Source organism: Flavobacterium sp. GT3P67 (assembly GCF_004349155.1).
Lineage (GTDB): Bacteria > Bacteroidota > Bacteroidia > Flavobacteriales > Flavobacteriaceae > Flavobacterium > Flavobacterium ranwuense.
The window spans coordinates 1-2,596 of sequence record NZ_SMLF01000026.1 but is presented as its reverse complement, the minus strand read 5'-3'; the positions used below and the strand labels follow the sequence as shown (position 1 = coordinate 2,596).

The following is a 2,596-nucleotide window of genomic DNA, read 5'->3' as shown; positions in this document are numbered from 1 at the left end:
GGAAAAACCGGTCAAATTGACCACCACTTTCCTGTTCAAATTGACCACCTAATTTTGGGTTAAATTGATCCTTAAAAACTACTAATTTTTTCATGTTGTTAGCACCATATATTCGTTAAAAAAATACGGATTATGGCTAACAAAATAACAGACATGAGTAAAATTAGAAAAGCAATTAAATCCTATTGTAATGGAAAGAGTAAGTTATTTATAAGTAGCTACTTATCTCTTTCCAGGAATACAGTAAAGAAGTATATTTCTTTATTTGAAGTCCTCGGATTAAGTATTGAAGTGATTAATGAAAAAACTGATGCAGAACTGGATCTTTTGTTTTCACACACTACAGTGGAATCCATTAGTCCCAAACTGCAAATTCTCTATGATTTTTTCCCTAAAATGGGACGGGAGCTAAAAAAAGTTGGCGTTACCGTACAACATATGTGGGAGCAATATATTGCCGTAAACCCTGATGGCTACAGAAGCTCACAATTTGGCCATCATTACAAAACATGGGGTAAACGAGTCAATCCAGTAATGCACATGAATCACAAAGGTGGTGATAAAATGTATGTGGATTATGCCGGAAAAACACTCTGCATTATTGATAACGACACTGGAGAAATCAAAGAAGTACAATTTTTTGTAGCCATATTGGGAGCCAGTCAATACACTTATGCCGAAGCTTCCATGAGTCAACAAAAAGAAGATTTTGTTACATCTGTAGAAAATGCCATGCGTTTTTTTGAAGGCACTCCTGCGGCAATTGTCCCCGATAATTTAAAATATGCAGTAATAAAAAGCAGTCGTTTTGAGCCAACAATCAATGAAACCTTGGCTGATTTAGCAGAACATTACCAAACTACAATCTTGCCTGCCAGGGCTTATAAACCAAGAGATAAGTCATTGGTTGAAGGAGCTGTCAAGATATTGTACCGAAGGATTTATGTAAATCTAAAAGAAACTAAATTCTTTTCTCTGGAAGAATTAAACCAGCAGATATGGGATTTATTGGATGCTCATAATAGTCGAAAACTCACAGGACGTCCTTACTCTCGTGTAGAATTGTTTTTAGAAGATGAGCAACAAAAACTCCGCCCACTACCACAAGAACGTTTTGAAATTAAATACCAATCCTTTGCAACAGTCATGCAAAACGGACATGTTCAATTAAGTCAAGACAAAAATTATTACAGTGTTCCGTATCAATATATAAAGAAAAAAGTAAAACTATTGTATACCAAATCTACGGTAGAGATTTATTATAAATACAATCGAATAGCCATTCATCCAAGGAATTACAAACCTTATATCTATACTACAATCCCAGAGCATTTAGCCAGTACACATCAATTTGTAGCCCAGTGGAGTCCTGCTCGATTTATTGATTGGGCAAGTAGCATTGATGAGTCAGTAGCAGAATATATCATGCAGATCATCGAAAGCAGAAACCATCCTGAACAGGCTTATAAGAGTTGTTTAGGAATACTGGGCTTCGAGAAAAAGGTAGGGAAAGGGCGATTAATAAATGCCTGCAGGCGGGCACTTGATTATAAAATTTAGAATTTTAAGACGATACAAAATATTTTAGAAAACAACTTAGACCATATTGATTTTGACCAAGAACCCGAGCAAGAACTCCCGAGTCACGGTAACATAAGAGGAAAACAGTATTATAATTAAATTAAAACCAAGTAATCATGAATGAATCCACAGTAACAAAAATGAAACAAATGAAGCTTTATGGCATGTTCAATGCTTTTAAAACAGCCATTGAAAGCGGAAAAACAGACCATTATACACTCGATGAGTTTGTATCGATGCTTATTGATGCCGAATGGGATGAAAGGCACAATCGTCGTATTGCGCGCAGTATCACCAATGCCCGATTTCATTACAAATCAAACATTGAAACTATCAATTTTGACCAAACCCGTAATCTAGATCGCAACATGGTTCTGCGTCTGGCAGAATGTGAATTTGTAGAAAAAAATGAAAACATCTTAATCACGAGAAGTACTGGTGTAGGCAAAAGCTATTTAGGCACTGCACTGGGTTATCAAGCCTGTATACAAGGTTTTAAGGTGAGCTATTTTAATACTTCGAAGTTGTTTGCTAAATTAAAAATGGCCAAAGCAGATGGCTCTTACCTGCGAGAATTGGCCAAAATTGAAAGGCAAGATGTCATTATTCTTGACGATTTTGGACTCCAAGCATTAGATAGTCACAACCGAATTACCCTTTTAGAAATCATTGAAGACAGGCATAATAATGGTTCTATAATTGTAACATCACAAATTCCAGTGCAAGGTTGGTATGACATCATTGGAGAAAAAACCATAGCTGATGCAATTTTGGATAGGCTGATACATCAATCTCACCGAATCGAATTGCACGGAGAATCTATGAGAAAGAAAAGAGGTATAAACAAAGGTTAATATTTTAAGTATATTTGAATACTAATTAACAGATGAAAAAGAGTAGTTTTTAATGAAAAATGGAGGTGGTCATTTGCTCCGGAATTAGGTGGTCATTTTGAATTGGAATCAGGTGCTCACTTTAAATTGGAATTGGGTGGTCAATATCACTGGAATTTGCA

The 2,596-nt window shown here is 35.7% G+C and carries 2 protein-coding genes; both read left to right on the top strand.

From position 1 onward, the window contains the following. Window positions 1-132: 132 nt before the first annotated feature. Entirely contained in the window at window positions 133-1,560 is a 1,428-nt protein-coding gene (gene istA / locus E0H99_RS17085; protein WP_205728716.1) for an IS21 family transposase, read from the top strand. A 137-nt stretch (window positions 1,561-1,697) separates the two neighbouring features. Beyond that, the gene (gene istB, locus E0H99_RS17080) at window positions 1,698-2,435 is read left to right on the top strand and encodes an IS21-like element helper ATPase IstB (protein ID WP_131998510.1); all 738 of its coding nucleotides are present in this window, start codon (window positions 1,698-1,700) and stop codon (window positions 2,433-2,435) included. Window positions 2,436-2,596: the final 161 nt, after the last annotated feature.

What these genes read in the sequence shown, in the direction of transcription:
- istA (WP_205728716.1), top strand. Translation starts at nt 133, where the DNA reads ATGGCTAACAAAATAACAGACATGAGTAAAATTAGAAAAGCAATTAAA.
- istB (WP_131998510.1), top strand. Translation starts at nt 1,698, where the DNA reads ATGAATGAATCCACAGTAACAAAAATGAAACAAATGAAGCTTTATGGC.